Raw genomic sequence first — 15,418 nt, 5'->3', positions numbered from 1 at the left:
CATTATGGTAAGAATTGTATTAAGCAAATATGGTGATTCACCTCCAAGTGACTCATCATCAAGCAGGAAAATTCAAACCCAAGGACCTTTGAATCCACCGGATGAAGTGCTTGAGGTTTTAAAACGCAGTTTACCTAAAACGATGACTCGTAAGAGTATCGCTGATCTCCAGCGTTTAGGTTTTGATGACCAAGATTTGAAAGTTTTGATTATGGATACCTTACAAAAAGGTAGATATATTGACTCTGAATGGTGTGAAACTAGCCCTGAGAGCCCATGGTTCGCATGTGATAGTTATGAGCTTAACCGGAAAGAATATAATGAATCCTCTTACAAGGATCTGGATGTATATTACTTCTTGAAGTTCTGTATAAATAAAGCTGGGAAACTAATATGTACTTTTTCATGTCACTTAAGCTACTAGGTACACGTAAATGACAAATAGAAAAATGGTATGCCCAATATGTGAAATGGGTACTCTCAAGACTAAAGTTGAGAAAGAGCTTCACACTTATAAGCACACTTCAGCAGAGCTTGATCTTTGTTATTCAGAATGTGACGTTTGTTTTTCTCAAACCGCTACAAGTCATCAGCTTCGTCAAAATAAACGTGCAATGATTAAATTTCAAAAAGAAGTAGATGGTTTACTGAGTTCTATAGAGGTTAAGCGAATTCGTTTGTTGCTCGGTCTTTCAATAAAAGATGCTGGTGCAATTTTTGGTGGAGGCCCTGTCGCATTTTCCAAGTATGAGAATGATGACTTGATGCAAAGTATTCCAATGGATTCCGCGTTACGATTAGCACGCTCTAATCCGAGCGGGATAAGGGATTTAGCTAATGCTAGAAATATTACTTTGTTACCATCTAAGCAACCTGCAATTTCAACTAGCCTTATTCGATTCCCGGAAAGCGAATCAGTAACTGAACCTATCGTTACTCTAAGTGGTATTAATGAATTTAATAGTATTGCAATTAATTTTGATGTACTAACAAACAAAAGTATTGTAGAGGTATATTCTCGTGTCCAGTAAAAACATAAAACTTGAAAAAGTAGAAAATCTTCAGCATAAAAAAGGTATAGATCATCAAACAATCTATGCTGATAAAATGAGTAGTTTGGCAATGGGTGCGAATGTAGCTCGTTTAACTTTCGGCTTAGAAGAGCCACATCTCCAGCAATTAAATGAAAAATTAACTCTTATAATGCCTACAGCTTCCCTGCTTGAAATGATTGAAATACTTACACAGTCCTTAGATAATCCAGCATTGAAATCAAACCTATTACAAGAAATTGAGAAATTTAAAGCAAAATTATAATTTCATTTTGTTTCCATAACCCACCCCAGTGGTGGGTTTTCTTTTGTCTATTAAAACACAAAAATTAGGTATTTCTAATTTTATTAGGAACACCTATTGACTTAATAATTAGGTTTACCTAATATTTATCTCACAGAGAACAAAAAAGCACACCGCCCTCCCCAGGTCCGATGTGCTTTTGCAAACTGCGAGATCAATTATGAACGTAAAAGCTACCCCTTTCAACTCCTTTGCATTTGTCAGCATGGCTGCTCTTGCAATCTCTGGTGGTTCTTTAGTTGCTTGCCAGCTACAACCAGCTTTCCAAACAAAAGAAGCACCTACTCTTTTTACCCCTAAAACACAACCAAGTACTTACGGTGTGTTAACCGCGAAAATCACAGGTAAACATTCTGGCGTTGCTGTCATCAAATTAGATAGCTTCCGTTTAAACGTTAGCTTTGATTTTGAAGCCTATCCAGACAGCTACGGCGTTCCAGGTTCTGAATTCACCGCTGTTGATATTACTCAACTCACAGTAAATGAAATCACTGACATTAACGGTAAGTCATATAACGATTTCACCGAATTTGAAGACATCCGAAACATCAATGGCCTTCTAAAAGGCTTCATCGAACGTAACAAGTTGGTGGAGGCTGAACATGTCTAATTTCAAAAAGCACCCTGACGGCTACAAGTCATTTTTAGGCCGTGATGATAAGGGCCTCTACTCTGTTCGCATTGGCTGGCAAGTGTACGCATCTAATGCTAATGGCTCAGTTCTTTACAAAGTTAAAGACGGAGTTAAGACGCCTTTAAATGTGTTCAGGTTCCAAACTTCTTATCCAAAAGTTTGGAATGAACTCACGCAAGAAATCGATTTTCAGCGCAGAAAGCAGCTCGCTATAAAACTGCGTGAAACAAATATCCCTACTTATGACCGCAAAAACTATAAGCGTTCTCGCGGCTTCACTGGCTCAAGATAAGGATAAGAATAATGGCTCTACCGATTATTACTGCTGACCAAACTTTATTGGTTCAAGCAATTATTGTGTACCTATACGCTGATCCGGGTTTAGGTAAATCATCGATGGGCTTTACTGCGGAAAAAGCAATTTCTTTTGACTTTGACCGTGGTGCTCACCGTACTGGTGAATTACGTCGTGGTGCGGTTGTACAGGTTCAACAATGGAGTGATGTTGCAAACCTTACGCCGCAGGACTTAGCACCATATAAAACCGTTGTCATTGATACCGTGGGTGCAATGCTTGAATGCATTAAAACCCACCTGTTACTTACGGCAAATAACCGTCAAAAAGATGGTTCTTTAAAGTTAAAGGCTCAAGGTTTAGCGAACCAAACGTTCAAGCAATACATCAATACTTTGATCAGTTTAGGTAAAGACGTTGTTTTCATTGCACACGCATCAGAAGATCAAAACGGTGATCAAATTATTTACCGCCCAGATCTAGGTGGTAAAAACCGTAACGAGCTTTACCGTATCGCAGATGTCATGGGTTATCTAACAACTGTTACTACTGGTGAAGGTAAAAATGCCCGCGTTATTAATTTCAAACCTTCGCCTACACATCATGCGAAAAACTCAGGTGCTTTAGGCGGTGAAACCGGTGAAGTATGGGTACCTGATCTTAAAGCACACCCTACTTTCTTGGCTGACCTGATTACTCAAGCTAAAGATCACATTAACACCTTAACGCCTGCACAACTTGCAGCAGCTAAAGCCCAAGAAGAGCTAGAAAACTGGAAACAAAGCTGTGAGGAAGCAGAGCATGCAGGTGACCTTAATCAATTAACTGAGTCGCTTGATAAAGAACACATGTATTACCAGAACATGCGCCAAGCAATGTTAATGAGAGCTAAAGCATTGAATTGCACGTTTGATAAGCAACGTGGCACTTGGATTAGTCCACCTGAATTTAACGGTATCTCAGATCAACAAAGAGATGAACTTCAAAACTTTATTGCTGAACGTGGCCTCGATGTGAAAACAGTTTGTGAACACTTCGGCATAGATGCCCTTATCCAAATTGAAGCAGCAAAACTACCAGCAGTTAAACAAGACATTGAAACATTAGCTAAAACGGGGATGACAGCATGAAAATACTAAATAAAGTTGAAGCTAAACTTGCTTGGGCCAACGGTGAATTACTTTTAGTAAATAATACTGAGCGTAATGGCTGGGAACCATTTAACCCTTATGACTTTGGCTTTGATGTTTTTGATAAATTCGAATTTCAATTAAAGCCTAGAACTATTTTTATTGGCGAATTTGAGGTACCTGAACCATTAAAAGAAGCGCCTGCTAAAGGTTCTACTTGCTCTTACCCAAGTCCAACTGTTGAATTAGGTGTGCAGCAGTTTAAGTGGAATGGTTCAAAAGGACAATTACGCATGCTTCAGCATGGCCAAGTCCACTCAAGTTTTGATAATGCTTTTGCTCATTGCTGCGCAATTATTAAAGTCAGTGGTGGTGAGTTTGCTGAAGATATGCTCAAACTTCTGAACAAGCCAACTGATGAAGTTGAAGAAGAAAAGCCTTTAGAAAATGAAGTTGAGAAATCACCTCAGGTTAATACTGAAAAAACAGTAATTGAAGAGCCTACTAAAGATTTAAAAGAGGATCTCGATAGTGCAATTGTTGTTACTGAGGGGCCTTATGTTTCATCATCCGAGGATCTATTGGTTCCAGAAACTAACGAGCCTAAAGTTGATCCAGAATATCAGCAAACCCTAGATACTCTTCTACAGCGTGTAAAAGAGTCAAAAACACCTGCAGAAGTAAATGCGGTTTATCGTTATACCCGCACATGGGATGACGAACAAATGAAGCCTATCCTTCTCGCCACTCACAAACGTCTTGAAGAGCTAGAAAAAGAAAAGGCATCTGCTAATGAGCCACCCTCTTTAATGGTTCAAATCCAAACTGCACCAGACCTTACAACGCTAGATGCTTTGGAAATAGACGTGGCTGCACGAGATCCGCAGATTCAACCGAAGCTAATGGGGTATGTGAGAAAACGCCGCTATGAATTAGAGAATCCTACACCTACTCAACAAGAATCTACCCCTGATTATTTATTAGTGGACGGTTTCTAACATGAAAGATCAGTACAAGAAAGTGGGCCAAAAACACATGCTTGGTTTTATGTACTACTTGCAATTGCTGGGCTATGTAATAGTCCGGCAAGGCATGGATCAAGCAATGTTTCTAACCAAGCATTATGCGGTACCAGTCGCTTGGCGCCGCATAACGATCGACTATCACAACCGATTAAATAAACCTGCTCAGCAACTTTATAAAGAGTTTGTTGAGTGGACTAAAGAAGAATATTTGAGGGCGTAGGAAATGATTGATTTAAAAACAAAACAAGCTTTTTGGTCTGAACAATTACCTTTCTTTAAAGAAAAATATTGGATTCCCGGACATCTAGATGTGCTCGAATTTGATATGAATGCTGGTTGTTTTGATATTGCTGAAGGCGTCAAAACTGATCTAAGTGAAGAAGACCTTTTTGATATTTACCATCGTGTAAATAGTGGTTGGGCAATGTGGAAAAAAGCCGTGAATTTCATGAAATCCAAAGTTCCAACGTGGATTAGCGTGAATGATGAATTGCCACCTACTGACATAATGGTACTTATTTGTTGGGCAGATGCTCCTGATGTCACCCCAGAACAAGACTATATGACTATTGATGAGGATTTAAATAGCGTATGGGCAAACTATCAAAATGATCCACCTTCACATTGGATGCATTTTCATAGTGTGCCAAACGTATCGGGAGCTGAACAATGAGCATAACACTTAGCGGTCATCAACTAAAAAGCCTTCTCGAATTTGTAAATCCAGATGGTGAGAAAGATTTAGATCAACTTGATACTGAACTAACAATTAAATTCTTTGAAGATGGCCACAGTGGAAAAGGCTATTACTTTTGGATGACCGAATATCCAGAAGAAGGTGCAATGAAGTTGGATATTGAATCGGGAGCTGAGGGATGAGTGAATTAGAAATACTTGAATCAGCACCCAAAGATGCTACCCATTATTTTCTTGTGCCTAATGGATCTGGTGAACCTTATTACGTTCTTGAAAAAGAAAAAAAGTTCTACTGGTTTCACGGTCAGGATGAAATAACTAAGCCACACATTTTAAGTTGGATTAAGTCAATTGAATCACTGAAAGAAGTTAAAGCGGAAAGTAAGGAGGGCTAATGTGGATAAATATCTGACATCTAACAATGTGTGTGAGATGTTTCATATTACTAAACGCACACTTAATCGGTGGGAAATTAACACACCTTGGGGGATTCCATTCCCAGCCCCGGCATTAAGTTCTGAGGGCGGAACAATGAAAAGATACCTCGCTACTGATGTAATGAAGTGGGAGGAAGAATGCCAGCAAAAGAAGCAACTAAAAAAAGCTATATAAGTTGTACCGAAGCTAACAATCAGCAAACTTGATGAAATTAGTCCAGATCAATGATTGTTAGCATATTTACGTTACTATATACTGTCCGCCGAATCACGGCTTGCTAGATAAACTCAGCAATTTCATTTATGTACATAATGGTGTACATATAATGAAACCAAGGAAGCAAGAATATACTTTTCCCGTTTAATTATAAGGGTTTAGGCGATATGGCATTAATCGTTCAAAAATATGGCGGTACTTCTATGGGTACCCCCGAGCGCATTTTAAATGTTGCTCGTCGTGTGAAGCGTTGGCATGATCACGGTCACAAGGTTGTTGTGGTCGTATCTGCAATGAGTGGTGAAACAAACCGCTTACTTGCCCTCGCTAAAGCCATTACCGAAACACCTGACCCACGCGAGTTAGACCAAATGGTTTCAACCGGTGAACAGGTGACGATTTCCATGTTAGCTATGGCACTTAATTCGATTGGTGTGGAAGCTAAATCCTATACCGGACGTCAAGTCGGTATTAAAACTGACAGTGCATTTACCAAGGCGCGTATTGAGTCGATTGACACAGATGTCATGACCAATGACCTAGATGCAGGCCGTGTTATTGTAGTTGCAGGCTTCCAAGGCTTTGACGCTAATGGAAACACAACTACTCTAGGACGTGGTGGTTCAGATACTTCTGGTGTTGCGATTGCTGCTGCACTTAAAGCAGATGAATGCCAAATCTATACTGACGTTGATGGTGTTTACACTACAGATCCTCGTGTTGCTCCTAAAGCGAAGAAAATTGATCGTATTTCTTTTGAAGAAATGCTAGAAATGGCATCATTAGGTTCAAAAGTTTTACAAATTCGCTCAGTAGAATTTGCCGGAAAATATCAAGTTCCTTTACGCGTATTATCAAGCTTTGATAATGATGACGACGGCGCATTTGACGACGAATTTAAAGAAAATGTAGGTACACTCATTACTACTGAGGCAGAAGACACTATGGAACAGCCAATCATTGCAGGTATTGCTTTTAACCGTGACGAAGCAAAATTAACGATTTTAGGTGTACCTGATGAACCAGGTATTGCTTCTAAAATTTTATCACCAGTAAGTGATGCCAACATTGAAGTGGACATGATAGTCCAAAATGTTGAAGAAGATGGCACAACAGATTTTACGTTTACTGTAAACCGTGTTGATTTAGCGAAAGCTGAAAAAATCTTAAATGAAACTGCCAAAAATATTGGTGCACGCGAAGTTTCAACACGTGACGATATTGTAAAAGTTTCAATTGTTGGTGTGGGTATGCGCTCACACGCTGGTGTAGCAAGCAAGATGTTTACTGCCCTCGCAGACGAAGGTATTAATATCCTTATGATCTCAACATCTGAAATTAAGGTGTCTGTCATCATTGATGAGAAATATCTTGAACTTGCAGTTCGTTGCCTACATACCGCTTTTGGTTTAGATCGCGAACACGGTGAAAGCAGCGCCCGCGCTTAATTTTACCAACCGGTCAAGAATTCATTAAAAAATGTTTACTTGTCCGACAATAATCAAAGAAAACACAGAGCCGCTATAGTTTTTTTTATAGCGGCTCTGTTATATTAAACGGAAAGTTTTTTGGCAGAGATTATCAAAATATGACTTTGTTCTCATATTTCTGTTAGAATCTGACTGAAAACTGAGGTTGAGCTTTTTATTTGGGTACCAATATTGCAGTTTTAAGCGTTTAGCAAGGAGATAAACATGCTGATTCTGACCCGCCGTGTCGGGGAAACATTAATGATTGGGGATCAAGTCAGTGTTACTGTGCTTGGCGTCAAAGGAAACCAGGTTCGAATTGGTGTGAATGCGCCAAAAGAGGTTTCTGTTCATCGCGAAGAAATTTATCAACGTATTCAACATGAACGTGCAATGCATGAACACCTTCAACATCTTGATCAAGATTATCAAGTTTCATATGAAGATGATAATTATGCACAGAAAAACTTCAATCGTTAGTATGAAGTTATTCTCTCCCTAATTAAAGCGACTTTATAGTCGCTTTAAATTTTTTGGGAGTATATAAATTTATAGCCCTAATGCACGTTTTACAGGTGCATAACTACGACGATGCTGATCGATTACCCCGTGAGCTGCAATCGCTTCAAAATGCGCTTTAGTTGGATAACCCTTATGTTTGGCAAAACCAAATAATGGATATTGCTGATCTAATTCTGCCATTTGTCGATCACGTGTGACTTTTGCCAAGATACTCGCTGCACTAATCTCGGCATGGCTCGCATCCCCTCCGACAATCGCTTCACAAGGAATAATGATGCCTTTTGGAATTTGGTTGCCATCTACAATGACTTTTTGAGGCTGTGTTTTTAGACCATCCACGGCACGTTGCATAGCCAAAAAAGTTGCTTGCAAGATATTCAGCTCATCAATCTCTGCATGGGTAGCTTCTGCTATTGACCATGCCAAAGCTTTTTCCTGAATTTCGATAAACAACTTTTCACGTTTCTTTTCAGTTAATTTTTTAGAATCATTCAAACCTAAAATTGGATTGTTCGGATCTAAAATAACAGCTGCAGCAACAACTGAACCCACTAGTGGGCCTCGCCCCGCCTCATCTACGCCTGCAACAAACATGTATACTCCAATAAAAAAAGAGGCCGATCAATATGAGTCAGCCTTCTTTGAAACTCAAATTATTAATTACTTTTGCAAAGCTTCTGCTACACAAGCGTTTACAGTATTAGAGACAACCTGATTTACAACTGTTGCACGTGCCGCAGGGTCAAGTGCAGCAGTAGCCAAATCAACTGCTGTAACACTGTTTGGTGCCTTTTCACTTACGCAACCACAAACATTAGTTTGAATACTATCACGTTGTTCAGCAGTCATAAGCTTGGTTGCTGTTTTCCATGCAGCAACATTATTAATTTCTGTAATACATTTCGCGTTTACAGCCACTTTTAATGCAGTCATGCCTAACTGTTGAGTTGCTGTTTCTGTAGAACCTGCACCAGGCGTGGTCGCACATGCCGTTAAAGCTAAAACAACTGGTGCCATAGCAAGCATCAATTTTTTCATCATTTTTTCCTTTGATCGAACGTAAGCAGCGCGTATTTTGCCTAAACTTGTGCTTAGAAGAAACAAATAAATTGATGCATTTGTGCAATCTAACTCTGTTATTTTCCAACTCAAGTTGACTATGTTTCTTCAATTAAAGCGTTCTGTTTATAGCACGCTCCGTTACGAGAACAACATTTCTCAAAATCAACCCTTTCTCATAAAATCTAGCACTAAAATGACAAAAAAATAGGGTCTTTTATGCCTGCCTCATCCTCTCAATACTACAACCGTACTGCACAGATTCTGCATTGGGTCATGGCAATCATTTTCATTACCGCTTGGGTGATTGGCTTTTATAGTGGAAACTTTTTAAGTTACGATGCTGATGGTAGCTTTAAAGGTGATGTCATTACACTACATAAAAACATTGCCACAACCATTATTTTTCTAGTAGTTATTCGCCTTTTCTGGCGTTACACCCACCCAGCCCCACAGCTGCCTGACACCATGTCACCCACTATGAAAACCCTAGCTCACATCGGACATTTATTGCTTTATGTGATTTTAGTGGCTTTACCTGTGACAGGATGTTTATTTAGCTGGAGTGCTGGTCATCCTGCCCCTGTTTTATATTTATTTGAAATTCCACGTTTAGTACAAGATAACCCCGAGATATTAGCGATTGTTAAACCATTGCATATCTATATTTCATGGTTTGCAGGTTTACTTATTGTTGGACATGTTCTGGCAGCTTTAAAACATCACTTTGTGGATAAAGATAATGTTTTAAATAGTATGACTAAACAACCTAAATAAATTCTATGTTAAAAAAAACCGCCTATCACAGGCGGTTTTTTTATTTAGATTTTCTGAATTTCTGAAATCCACTTTTGTTTCTCTTCATCTGAGATGAAAGAGGCTTCAAAAGAGTTAATTGCGAGTTGCTTCAACTCATCATTACTTAAATCTAAGGCCTGCTGAATAGCAATAAAGTTATCATTCATATAACCGCCAAAATATGAAGGATCATCCGAGTTAACAGTCACATGTACGCCTTTTTGTAAAAGACGGCGGATGTTGTGATCTTTCATATCCTTAACGACACATAGCTTTAAGTTACTTAAAGGACAAACCGTTAATGGCATTTTTTCATTAATTAGACGAGCCATTAATTGTTCGTCTTCTTCAGAACGCACGCCGTGATCAATACGGTTTACTTTGAGCAAGTCTAAAGCTTCCCATACATATTCAGGTGGGCCTTCTTCGCCTGCGTGAGCCACGATTAAGAAACCTTCCTCACGTGCCTTAGCAAAAACACGTTCAAACTTAGCTGGTGGATGGCCTACTTCACTTGAATCAAGTCCAACAGCAATAATGTCTTCTTTAAACGGTAAAGCTTGCTCAAGCGTTTCAAATGCAGCTTCTTCGCTTAAATGGCGCAAGAAACACATAATAAGCTGAGAGCTAATACCAAATTTGGTTTTTGCGTCAGCACATGCACGTTTAAGCCCATTGATCACCGTTGCAAACGCAATACCACGGTCGGTATGAGTTTGCGGGTCGAAGAACATTTCTGTATGAACGACACGATCTTCTGCACATTTCTCAAAATATGCCCATGCTAAATCATAAAAATCTTGCTCATGAACAAGAACATTTGCACCAGCATAGTAAATATCTAAAAATGATTGAAGATTATGAAAGTTATAAGCTTGCTTTACTTCTTCAACAGATTTGTAAGGAATCTGAATCTGATTACGCTGTGCAATAGCAAACATTAATTCAGGTTCAAACGTCCCTTCAATATGCACATGCAACTCGGCTTTTGGTAAGGCCTGAATCAGCTCGACTTGATTCATATTAACTCCACATCTAAAGAAAAAAGGGTGTGGTAAGCACACCCTTCTATAATTTCCTTCTTATATCTCTATCAATAAAATAGTTCTAGAAGGAAATTATGAAAAATCATATTAACCGCCAAAAGCGATAAATTTAAATACCCAAAGAGCAGCAATAATCCATACCATGTATGGAACAGTTTTTGCCTTACCTGTGAATAATTTAACTAATGCATAGCTGATGAAGCCCATAGCAATACCATCTGCAATTGAGTACGCAAATGGCATAAATACAATCGTTAAAAAGGCTGGAACAGCTTCTGTAATATCATCCCAATCAATGTGCGTGATCCCTTGGATCATGAGTACACCAATGAACAACAAAGCTGGAGCTGTTGCAAAACCTGGCACAGATTGAGCAAGAGGTGCCAAGAATAAACAGCAAATAAATAAGAAAGCGACCACTACTGCAGTTAAACCTGTACGTCCACCTGCTGCTACACCTGAAGCCGATTCAATATATGGCGTAGTTGATGATGTACCCAATGCTGCGCCAGCAACAATTGCAGTAGAGTCAGCAAATAGTGCTTTTTTCAAACGTGGCAATTTACCATCTTTTAAAAGGCCCGCACGGTGTGAAACACCTACCAAAGTACCCGTACTGTCAAACAAGTCAACAATAAAGAATACAAAGATCACACCCACCATACTTGCAGTAAACAGACCTTTAAAGTCCATTTGCATAAATGTTGGTGCAATTGAAGGAATCTGCCCTACTACACCTTTAAATTCATTTAAACCTAAAGCAGTCGCAATTGCTGTCACCACCAAAATACTAATAATGATGGCACCACGGACTTTAAGCTGATGTAAAACAACAATAAGTAAAAAGCCAAATAAAGCCAGTAGTACAGTAGGTTGTTTAATATCGCCCAAACCCACTAATGTTGCTTTATTTGCAACAATAATTCCGGCATTTTTTAGCGCAATAAGCGCCAGGAATAAGCCAATACCACCACCTATCGCAAATTTAAGCGACATTGGAATTGCATTAACAATCGCTTCACGAACTTTAAAGAAGCTGATTGCAAGAAATACAACGCCTGAAACAAAAACAGCAGCTAAAGCTGTCTGCCATGGCACCCCCATACCCATACATACCGAATAGGTAAAATAAGCATTAAGCCCCATGCCCGGTGCTAAGGCGATTGGATAATTGGCAATAATACCCATCACTAAACAACCGATTGCTGCTGCCAAACAGGTCGCAACGAATACGGCGCCATGATCCATGCCGGTTTCAGATAAAATGAGTGGATTGACAATGATGATGTAACACATCGTTAAAAACGTAGTTACACCAGCAAGAACTTCTGTTCGAAACGTGGTTTTATTGTCGCTTAACTTAAATAAACGCTCTAACCAGCCTGCCGAAGAATTGGGCGCCGCCATAAGTAGCCTCTATGCAAAATCTGAGCTGTGGAATATGTACTTCTATGTAGGTATCTGAGCAATCTTGTTTTTCTGATCAGATCTCTAGACAAAAATCTTCAATAGACGAAGCAACAAATATGCCACTCATTCGATTTCTGCTGTCATACACAGAAAATAGCCACAGCCCCTCTTGAAACACAAAAAAGCTGCATAACCCCTATGCAGCTTTTTTACTATACGTTCAATAAGTTTAACAGATTCAAAAGCAACATGATCAAAATTTATGAAAAGATATGATCAATGGCACAGTTTTTAAATCAAATAATAATGACTACTTTGCTTAGAAAAACACTTTTTTATCGCTGATATATTTTTGCAAATTATATGAAGCTAAATTGCTATGACTAATACGATTAGGATTTCGCTCAATTGTTTGCAAATTTTTTTCAGCTTCCTGAATAATCCTCATGAGCTCTTGATGTCTTTTATTTTGGGTATCTAAATACGCCCAGTACCCTAGTACAAACACGATACTCACACACAACACTATTAATACTTTATTGATCATTATTATTATCTCTATGTTTTTAATGTTAATGATCTTAACAAAAAATAACCAGTTTGTGAATATTTTCACATTTATTTACAATAATTATTAATCACTCAATCTATTGATATAAAAAATGTTTTCTAATTTGCAATTTTAAAAAAGAGTAAAAATAATACTTTTCACTTAAAAATTCATTTTTAAAAATAACTATATTTTTTTAACAAAAACTTATATAGCCTTATTCACCTACTTTTATTTTTAAGTATATTTAAATTTATTTTTCAATTTAACTTCATTAAATTATTGTTCAATCCGTTCAATAATAAAAAGCCCATTTCAATAAATTAAAATGGGCTTTTATAAAGTCATTAACCAGCAACTTCTTCAGCTTTAGGTTTTGCTTTTATCAAATCAGCTTCATAAACCACATCATATTCTTCTAACTTTAAATGATGTAAACGCTGTTTAAGCTTTTTTAACGACCATGGCCATGCCGCGAAGTTGCGACCATTTGCATCGAGATAGTAACTTTTACATCCCCCGCTATTGAATACTGTGGTTTGTAGATGTTTTTGTACCAAGTCGTTGTGCTTTTTAATCACTTCTGATTTCACTGAAAGCTTAGCAATACCTTTTGCCTTCATTTGTAGCAAACCATCTATAATATATTGCAGTTGTGCTTCGGCAAGACCAATAAATGAGTCATAGACCAAAACATTTGGCCCAAGCATAAGAAATGCATTAGGTACATTTTCAATATTGGTTCCTAAATAAGCTTCTGGTGAGGAGTCTTTCCAAAGCTCAGCCAAACATTCCCCTTTTTCGTTATGTACACGTTTACCAATAGGGGGATGAGACACTTCAAATCCAGTACCCCAAATAATCACATCAACTTCGTGGCGTTCACCATTAGCTGCAATCACCGTATTGCCTTCGACTTTAACTAGACCATGTGGAATAAGCGTAGTGTTAGGTGCCTGTAACGCTGGATAATAGTTATTGGCAAACAAAATACGCTTACAGCCAATATCGAAATTAGGCGTTACGTTTTTACGCAAGACTGGATCTTTGATTTGCAGCTTTAACAATTGTTTTGCAGCAAAATTGACAGGCTTTAAAGCTTTTGGGTTGCGTAGGCCAAAATTAATGACATTTAAAGTACCCGCCACAGTCTGTCGCCAAGTCGCTTGAATAGCTGGATATTTGGCAATGACAGATTTACTCAACTCGCCCAAGTCCGTATCGGGCTTCGGTAGTACCCAAGGTGCTGTACGTTGGAATACAAACAACTCTTTGGCTTTAGGTTGAATTTGTGGCACAAACTGAATAGCAGATGCACCAGTACCAATTACAGCAATGCGTTTTCCAGTTAAGTCATAGTCATGGTTCCATTTTGCCGAATGGAACATTTCACCAGTAAAGGTATCTAAACCTTCAAGACGTGGAATTTGTGCTTCGGTAATTGGACCTGTAGCAAATAAAACTGTTTTAGCGATATACAAACCAGAGCTTGTCTCTAGCTTCCAGATATTTTTTTGGTTATCCCACTCTGCTTTTAATAATTCGGTATTGAATTCGATTAAGGACTCAATATCAAACTCACGACTAACATCTTCTAAATAACTTAAAATTTCCGGTTGGCGTGCAAATAAATGGCTCCATTTTGCACTTGGGGCAAAGGAGTAAGAATAAAGTGACGACGGTACATCACAACCACAGCCCGGATAGGTATTTTCACGCCAAGTGCCACCGACGCGGCTGGCTTTTTCAATAATTTTAAAATTGGTTAAGCCTGCTTCGTTTAGCTTAATTGCTGCAGCTAAGCCAGAAATACCTGCACCGACAATAAAAGTGTCATAAACATGTGCAACTTCTTGGGTTTTACGTGTGCGTGTATTTGTTCTAGGTTTAGTGACCATAATTTTTCTGCCTATACAAAATTTTATTTAAATAGCTGATACGAAAGCCCAAGGAACTTTGCATATAGGGTTGGAGACGTTCTTTTCATAAGCCAGAATAATTTGGCGTCGATCTGTGGCGTGGTATACAGCTGCCCTCGATCTAATCGATTCAATGTTAAAGCCGCAACTGCGTCACTGGTTGTCATGGCATAGTTCATGAGTGCATGGTCTGCAAGCTTGGAATAACGGCCCGGAATCCGACCATTTTTAATGATATTGGTAGGTACCAAAGTTGGGCACAGCACATTGACCTTAATATTGAATTTGCGTAGCTCGGCTGAAAGGGTTTCTGATAATGCCAATACACCGGCTTTCGTTACATTGTAGACACTCATTTCTGGTGCTGCGGTATAAGACGCCGCAGAAGCTACATTAATAATTGCACCGTAACCTAGTTTTTTGAGCTTTGGCACAAATGCATGACAACCATGAATAACACCCCATAGGTTTACATGCATACACCATTTCCAGTCTTCCAAACTCATTTCATCAAATTTGCCGCCTAGCCCTACGCCGGCATTATTAATGATGAGTGTTACTGGATGATCAAGTAACTGTTCTGCTTGATCAGCCAAAGCCTGTACTTGTTCTGCTTGCCCAACATCACACTGGACTGCAAATGCTTTTTGTCCAAGCTGTTCAATTAACTTTACAGTTTCTTTTGCAGCTTCTAAATTAATATCTGCACATACTACGTTGCCACCGCGCTTCGCTAGTTCAACTGCAAAGCTACGACCAATTCCACTGCCTGCCCCAGTTACGACCGCATATGCGTTTCGGCTAGGCTGGTCTTTCTTACCAAATAAAATCATAGTAAATCCTAAAAAACTTTAG

General features: G+C 38.8%; 22 protein-coding genes. 15 read left to right on the top strand and 7 right to left on the bottom strand.

Translation table 11 applies throughout. From position 1 onward, the window contains the following. The first annotated feature begins 4 nt into the window (after positions 1–4). The 14 genes from CSB87_RS19970 (at position 5) to csrA (ending at position 7,739) form a co-directional block, all read left to right on the top strand. Entirely contained in the window at positions 5–424 is a 420-nt protein-coding gene (locus CSB87_RS19970) for a hypothetical protein (RefSeq protein WP_213065516.1), read from the top strand. 10 nt (positions 425–434) lie between these two features. Continuing rightward, entirely contained in the window at positions 435–1,031 is a 597-nt protein-coding gene (locus CSB87_RS15535; RefSeq protein ID WP_106105090.1) for a type II toxin-antitoxin system MqsA family antitoxin, read from the top strand. Then, on the top strand, positions 1,021–1,317 hold the full coding sequence (locus tag CSB87_RS15530; protein WP_106105089.1) for a hypothetical protein: 297 nt from the start codon (positions 1,021–1,023) through the stop codon (positions 1,315–1,317). The genes CSB87_RS15535 and CSB87_RS15530 overlap by 11 nt, the downstream gene beginning before the upstream one ends. Before the next feature lie 199 nt (positions 1,318–1,516). Beyond that, positions 1,517–1,966, top strand: coding sequence for a hypothetical protein (locus CSB87_RS15525; RefSeq protein ID WP_106105088.1), 450 nt, complete (start codon positions 1,517–1,519; stop codon positions 1,964–1,966). Next, positions 1,959–2,282 carry a hypothetical protein gene (locus tag CSB87_RS15520; protein ID WP_106105087.1) on the top strand — a complete coding sequence of 108 codons (324 nt, stop codon included), beginning with the start codon at positions 1,959–1,961 and terminating at the stop codon, positions 2,280–2,282. Before CSB87_RS15525 ends, CSB87_RS15520 begins: the two co-directional genes overlap by 8 nt. 11 nt (positions 2,283–2,293) lie before the next feature. Further along, positions 2,294–3,415 carry an ATP-binding protein gene (locus CSB87_RS15515; protein ID WP_001207471.1) on the top strand — a complete coding sequence of 374 codons (1,122 nt, stop codon included), beginning with the start codon at positions 2,294–2,296 and terminating at the stop codon, positions 3,413–3,415. Then, positions 3,412–4,413: a hypothetical protein gene (locus CSB87_RS15510; RefSeq protein WP_002055500.1), complete on the top strand. Its 1,002-nt coding sequence runs from the start codon at positions 3,412–3,414 to the stop codon at positions 4,411–4,413. The genes CSB87_RS15515 and CSB87_RS15510 overlap by 4 nt, the downstream gene beginning before the upstream one ends. Position 4,414: 1 nt before the next feature. After that, the gene (locus tag CSB87_RS15505) at positions 4,415–4,660 is read left to right on the top strand and encodes a hypothetical protein (protein WP_106105086.1); all 246 of its coding nucleotides are present in this window, start codon (positions 4,415–4,417) and stop codon (positions 4,658–4,660) included. Between the two features lie 3 nt (positions 4,661–4,663). Then, complete coding sequence (locus CSB87_RS15500; protein WP_000566261.1) at positions 4,664–5,113, top strand: DUF551 domain-containing protein; 450 nt, start codon at positions 4,664–4,666, stop codon at positions 5,111–5,113. Beyond that, on the top strand, positions 5,110–5,319 hold the full coding sequence (locus CSB87_RS15495; RefSeq protein WP_000028957.1) for a hypothetical protein: 210 nt from the start codon (positions 5,110–5,112) through the stop codon (positions 5,317–5,319). Before CSB87_RS15500 ends, CSB87_RS15495 begins: the two co-directional genes overlap by 4 nt. Further along, positions 5,316–5,531, top strand: coding sequence for a hypothetical protein (locus tag CSB87_RS15490; protein ID WP_001292076.1), 216 nt, complete (start codon positions 5,316–5,318; stop codon positions 5,529–5,531). The genes CSB87_RS15495 and CSB87_RS15490 overlap by 4 nt, the downstream gene beginning before the upstream one ends. Before the next feature lies 1 nt (position 5,532). Beyond that, positions 5,533–5,748 (top strand): hypothetical protein, encoded by a 216-nt coding sequence (locus CSB87_RS15485; RefSeq protein ID WP_000362184.1) that lies wholly within the window; start codon positions 5,533–5,535, stop codon positions 5,746–5,748. A 209-nt stretch (positions 5,749–5,957) separates the two neighbouring features. Next, positions 5,958–7,238, top strand: coding sequence for an aspartate kinase (locus CSB87_RS15480; protein ID WP_001185176.1), 1,281 nt, complete (start codon positions 5,958–5,960; stop codon positions 7,236–7,238). Positions 7,239–7,484: 246 nt separating this feature from the next. After that, the gene (gene csrA, locus CSB87_RS15475; RefSeq protein ID WP_000906487.1) at positions 7,485–7,739 is read left to right on the top strand and encodes a carbon storage regulator CsrA; all 255 of its coding nucleotides are present in this window, start codon (positions 7,485–7,487) and stop codon (positions 7,737–7,739) included. Between the two features lie 69 nt (positions 7,740–7,808). On the opposite strand, the gene rnhB is transcribed toward csrA, so the two are convergent. Both rnhB and CSB87_RS15465 read right to left on the bottom strand, forming a co-directional pair. After that, entirely contained in the window at positions 7,809–8,375 is a 567-nt protein-coding gene (gene rnhB, locus CSB87_RS15470) for a ribonuclease HII (protein WP_000495832.1), read from the bottom strand. Positions 8,376–8,441: 66 nt separating this feature from the next. Next, positions 8,442–8,819, bottom strand: coding sequence for a hypothetical protein (locus CSB87_RS15465; protein ID WP_002156817.1), 378 nt, complete (start codon positions 8,817–8,819; stop codon positions 8,442–8,444). 240 nt (positions 8,820–9,059) lie between these two features. Between CSB87_RS15465 and CSB87_RS15460 the strand changes: the two genes are divergently transcribed. Further along, positions 9,060–9,617, top strand: coding sequence for a cytochrome b (locus tag CSB87_RS15460; protein ID WP_004888054.1), 558 nt, complete (start codon positions 9,060–9,062; stop codon positions 9,615–9,617). A 44-nt stretch (positions 9,618–9,661) separates the two neighbouring features. Here the strand turns inward: CSB87_RS15460 and CSB87_RS15455 are convergent, their stop codons facing one another. The 5 genes from CSB87_RS15455 to CSB87_RS15435 all read right to left on the bottom strand — a co-directional run bounded on the left by CSB87_RS15455 (position 9,662) and on the right by CSB87_RS15435 (position 15,396). Further along, positions 9,662–10,660: an adenosine deaminase gene (locus CSB87_RS15455; protein WP_002156878.1), complete on the bottom strand. Its 999-nt coding sequence runs from the start codon at positions 10,658–10,660 to the stop codon at positions 9,662–9,664. A gap of 111 nt (positions 10,661–10,771) precedes the next feature. Further along, complete coding sequence (locus CSB87_RS15450; RefSeq protein WP_004888055.1) at positions 10,772–12,091, bottom strand: NCS2 family permease; 1,320 nt, start codon at positions 12,089–12,091, stop codon at positions 10,772–10,774. A gap of 322 nt (positions 12,092–12,413) precedes the next feature. Further along, on the bottom strand, positions 12,414–12,641 hold the full coding sequence (locus tag CSB87_RS15445; protein WP_004709863.1) for a hypothetical protein: 228 nt from the start codon (positions 12,639–12,641) through the stop codon (positions 12,414–12,416). 350 nt (positions 12,642–12,991) lie between these two features. Beyond that, entirely contained in the window at positions 12,992–14,542 is a 1,551-nt protein-coding gene (locus CSB87_RS15440) for a flavin-containing monooxygenase (RefSeq protein ID WP_004888056.1), read from the bottom strand. A 23-nt stretch (positions 14,543–14,565) separates the two neighbouring features. After that, positions 14,566–15,396 (bottom strand): SDR family NAD(P)-dependent oxidoreductase, encoded by an 831-nt coding sequence (locus CSB87_RS15435; protein WP_004709866.1) that lies wholly within the window; start codon positions 15,394–15,396, stop codon positions 14,566–14,568. Positions 15,397–15,418: the final 22 nt, after the last annotated feature.

This window comes from Acinetobacter sp. AR_0276 (genome assembly GCF_003000705.1).
GTDB lineage: Bacteria > Pseudomonadota > Gammaproteobacteria > Pseudomonadales > Moraxellaceae > Acinetobacter > Acinetobacter nosocomialis.
This window is presented reverse-complemented; position numbering and strand designations above follow the sequence as displayed.

Bases quoted from the DNA above. Each gene is read 5' to 3' on its own strand.
- CSB87_RS19970 (WP_213065516.1), top strand. From the start codon at position 5: ATGGTAAGAATTGTATTAAGCAAATATGGTGATTCACCTCCAAGTGAC.
- CSB87_RS15535 (WP_106105090.1), top strand. From the start codon at position 435: ATGACAAATAGAAAAATGGTATGCCCAATATGTGAAATGGGTACTCTC.
- CSB87_RS15525 (WP_106105088.1), top strand. From the start codon at position 1,517: ATGAACGTAAAAGCTACCCCTTTCAACTCCTTTGCATTTGTCAGCATG.
- CSB87_RS15520 (WP_106105087.1), top strand. From the start codon at position 1,959: ATGTCTAATTTCAAAAAGCACCCTGACGGCTACAAGTCATTTTTAGGC.
- CSB87_RS15515 (WP_001207471.1), top strand. From the start codon at position 2,294: ATGGCTCTACCGATTATTACTGCTGACCAAACTTTATTGGTTCAAGCA.
- CSB87_RS15510 (WP_002055500.1), top strand. From the start codon at position 3,412: ATGAAAATACTAAATAAAGTTGAAGCTAAACTTGCTTGGGCCAACGGT.
- CSB87_RS15505 (WP_106105086.1), top strand. From the start codon at position 4,415: ATGAAAGATCAGTACAAGAAAGTGGGCCAAAAACACATGCTTGGTTTT.
- CSB87_RS15500 (WP_000566261.1), top strand. From the start codon at position 4,664: ATGATTGATTTAAAAACAAAACAAGCTTTTTGGTCTGAACAATTACCT.
- CSB87_RS15495 (WP_000028957.1), top strand. From the start codon at position 5,110: ATGAGCATAACACTTAGCGGTCATCAACTAAAAAGCCTTCTCGAATTT.
- CSB87_RS15490 (WP_001292076.1), top strand. From the start codon at position 5,316: ATGAGTGAATTAGAAATACTTGAATCAGCACCCAAAGATGCTACCCAT.
- CSB87_RS15480 (WP_001185176.1), top strand. From the start codon at position 5,958: ATGGCATTAATCGTTCAAAAATATGGCGGTACTTCTATGGGTACCCCC.
- csrA (WP_000906487.1), top strand. From the start codon at position 7,485: ATGCTGATTCTGACCCGCCGTGTCGGGGAAACATTAATGATTGGGGAT.
- rnhB (WP_000495832.1), bottom strand. From the start codon at position 8,375: ATGTTTGTTGCAGGCGTAGATGAGGCGGGGCGAGGCCCACTAGTGGGT.
- CSB87_RS15465 (WP_002156817.1), bottom strand. From the start codon at position 8,819: ATGAAAAAATTGATGCTTGCTATGGCACCAGTTGTTTTAGCTTTAACG.
- CSB87_RS15460 (WP_004888054.1), top strand. From the start codon at position 9,060: ATGCCTGCCTCATCCTCTCAATACTACAACCGTACTGCACAGATTCTG.
- CSB87_RS15455 (WP_002156878.1), bottom strand. From the start codon at position 10,660: ATGAATCAAGTCGAGCTGATTCAGGCCTTACCAAAAGCCGAGTTGCAT.
- CSB87_RS15450 (WP_004888055.1), bottom strand. From the start codon at position 12,091: ATGGCGGCGCCCAATTCTTCGGCAGGCTGGTTAGAGCGTTTATTTAAG.
- CSB87_RS15445 (WP_004709863.1), bottom strand. From the start codon at position 12,641: ATGATCAATAAAGTATTAATAGTGTTGTGTGTGAGTATCGTGTTTGTA.
- CSB87_RS15440 (WP_004888056.1), bottom strand. From the start codon at position 14,542: ATGGTCACTAAACCTAGAACAAATACACGCACACGTAAAACCCAAGAA.
- CSB87_RS15435 (WP_004709866.1), bottom strand. From the start codon at position 15,396: ATGATTTTATTTGGTAAGAAAGACCAGCCTAGCCGAAACGCATATGCG.